The organism is Bacteroides sp. 1_1_14 (genome assembly GCF_000162515.1).
Taxonomy (GTDB): domain Bacteria; phylum Bacteroidota; class Bacteroidia; order Bacteroidales; family Bacteroidaceae; genus Bacteroides; species Bacteroides thetaiotaomicron.
In genome coordinates this window covers 1-1,908 of the sequence record NZ_GG774731.1, presented here as the reverse complement: position 1 = coordinate 1,908, position 1,908 = coordinate 1, and the positions used below count along the sequence as shown (strand labels likewise).

At 38.8% G+C, this 1,908-nt stretch carries 2 protein-coding genes and 1 pseudogene; all 3 read right to left on the bottom strand.

Annotated features, from left to right (window positions below):
* Positions 1 to 640 (bottom strand): annotated as a pseudogene (locus HMPREF9007_RS00185) (polysaccharide biosynthesis protein); the annotation flags it as partial.
* Between the two features lie 53 nt (positions 641 to 693).
* Positions 694 to 1,047, bottom strand: a complete 354-nt coding sequence (locus tag HMPREF9007_RS00190; RefSeq protein WP_032850859.1) for a UpxZ family transcription anti-terminator antagonist — start codon at positions 1,045 to 1,047, stop codon at positions 694 to 696.
* A 7-nt stretch (positions 1,048 to 1,054) separates the two neighbouring features.
* Complete coding sequence (locus tag HMPREF9007_RS00195; RefSeq protein ID WP_008763899.1) at positions 1,055 to 1,633, bottom strand: UpxY family transcription antiterminator; 579 nt, start codon at positions 1,631 to 1,633, stop codon at positions 1,055 to 1,057.
* Positions 1,634 to 1,908 lie beyond the last annotated feature (275 nt).

Genomic DNA, 1,908 nt, shown 5'->3' with positions numbered 1-1,908 from the left:
TGTTAAAGCACTCTTCATCTTTAAACGAATAAACGGGAAGATCAGCCACACGCCGGATGGAGTCGCCTGTTCCGTAGATACAGAAGCCTACCACTTTATAGTGGGAGCTGTTCATTAGCCGAACTTTCAATGCCACACTCTTATCATCAATACCATAGATCAGAATATGCATATTCTTCTTATTCAGCATATTCAGCAGGAGTTCATAAACCAGAATCAACTGAATACGGAAGCCTACCATGGCAATAAAAGTCAGCATACCATCAAACAGTACAAAGACTATTTTCTGACTATTATGCAGTCCCGTCTGAGGCAGGAAAAGCCAGATAGCCATTGCAATACAGACTGCTTTTATCAGTGCACTTCCGGCAAGTCTCCATAATTCCTTCAACTGGGAAAAGCGGATCGTATTACGGTAGGTATGGAATAAAAAGGAACCTAAGACACTGGAGATCACCGAAATCGCTAAAATATGGAAAAGAGAAGTGATTTCTTTAGAAGTCTCCGTTATATAATGAATGCCGATAAATGACACCCAGGTACAAATCAAAGCTATGAACGTATCAATTCCTAATACAATCCAATAACTAAAATAATTTTTCTGCAAATATTGAACAAAACGGTCAAATGCGTGTTTCATAATTTAAATACCCCAATAAATTATAAAGTCTTTTTTCAAAAAAAGTAGATTTACTATGACAATAGTTTATCGTAGATTGTGTGTAACTGAATTTTCAATGGTGAAGGCAATTGGTTTTTCAGAATCATTTGCGAACGCCTCAGAACAGTCTTCTTCTTTGCCTCATCCTCTGAATTGGCATACATAGACACACTATATCCCATCAGAAGAGACAGACACAAAGCAGCTTCCTGCTCAACAGTCTTACCGTGACAAGGATACAGATCATTGATCTGTTCATGGATTTCGTTGTTCAGTCGTGCAAGATCATCAACATACACACCCGCCATATAATTACTTTTATGGAGCAGAGCATGAACAGTATTTTGAAGTTTATCGATTTTTTCTTGTAAACAGGAAGTCGTCATTACCCACTTAGTTTTTTTCACCTATAGGCTCAACATAGCCAATCGGCATGTCTACGCAGGCGCAACCAAGCATGTTCAGTCGAACAGCAATCTTACTTTTACCATCTACATTGACAAGCTCACCCACAAGCCCCTGCAGAGGTCCTTTAATTACTTGAACTTTCTCACCACGTGCCAAAGGAGAGCTATTCATACAGATTGTTTCATCCGAATAATCAAGCATGAAACGAAAACGTGCCATCTGGTCGTCAGGAATAACAGCAGGACTGCTCTCACCGCGCATCACCATATAGCGGCTCACAGTAGTAAAGTTCAGGACTTCCATACGTTCTTTCGGATCAGCGTGTACAAAAACCATCATCGGAAGAAGAACGGATTCAACTAATTTACGGCGATCACTCCATTGATGGATTTCCTTCTGAACAGGTACAAAATTCTCAATCCCCACCTTGTTCAAATACTCGGAAACCTTCTTTTCATGATGCATACGAACTAATGCAACATACCAGCGTTTTGAGTGTGCTACGCCTTCCCCTGTCCCATAAATAGGCCCAGCATTTAGTGATTTCTCTTTTGTTAAAATCATACTTTTTTACCCCATGTTTTTCCGTTACTTCTTAGGTAACGGATTTAAATTTGACGCAAAGATAGACAAAAACACATGTATTAAACAAATAAAAACCTACTTTTTTTCGATTTAACCCTGAATTTGAAAAAAAATGTATCTGAACATGAAAAAGGCCTATTTTCATGCTTAGGAATTTATATGCCCAATTTTCCTAAGAATCTCTACTTTCTCTAAAGCCAAGATGCTCTCAACCCTCATTAGTCGGTACTTTTCGACTTTTCCTTCCGATTTAT

Coding starts and splice junctions, on each gene's coding strand:
- HMPREF9007_RS00190 (WP_032850859.1), bottom strand. CDS start 1,047: ATGACGACTTCCTGTTTACAAGAAAAAATCGATAAACTTCAAAATACT.
- HMPREF9007_RS00195 (WP_008763899.1), bottom strand. CDS start 1,633: ATGATTTTAACAAAAGAGAAATCACTAAATGCTGGGCCTATTTATGGG.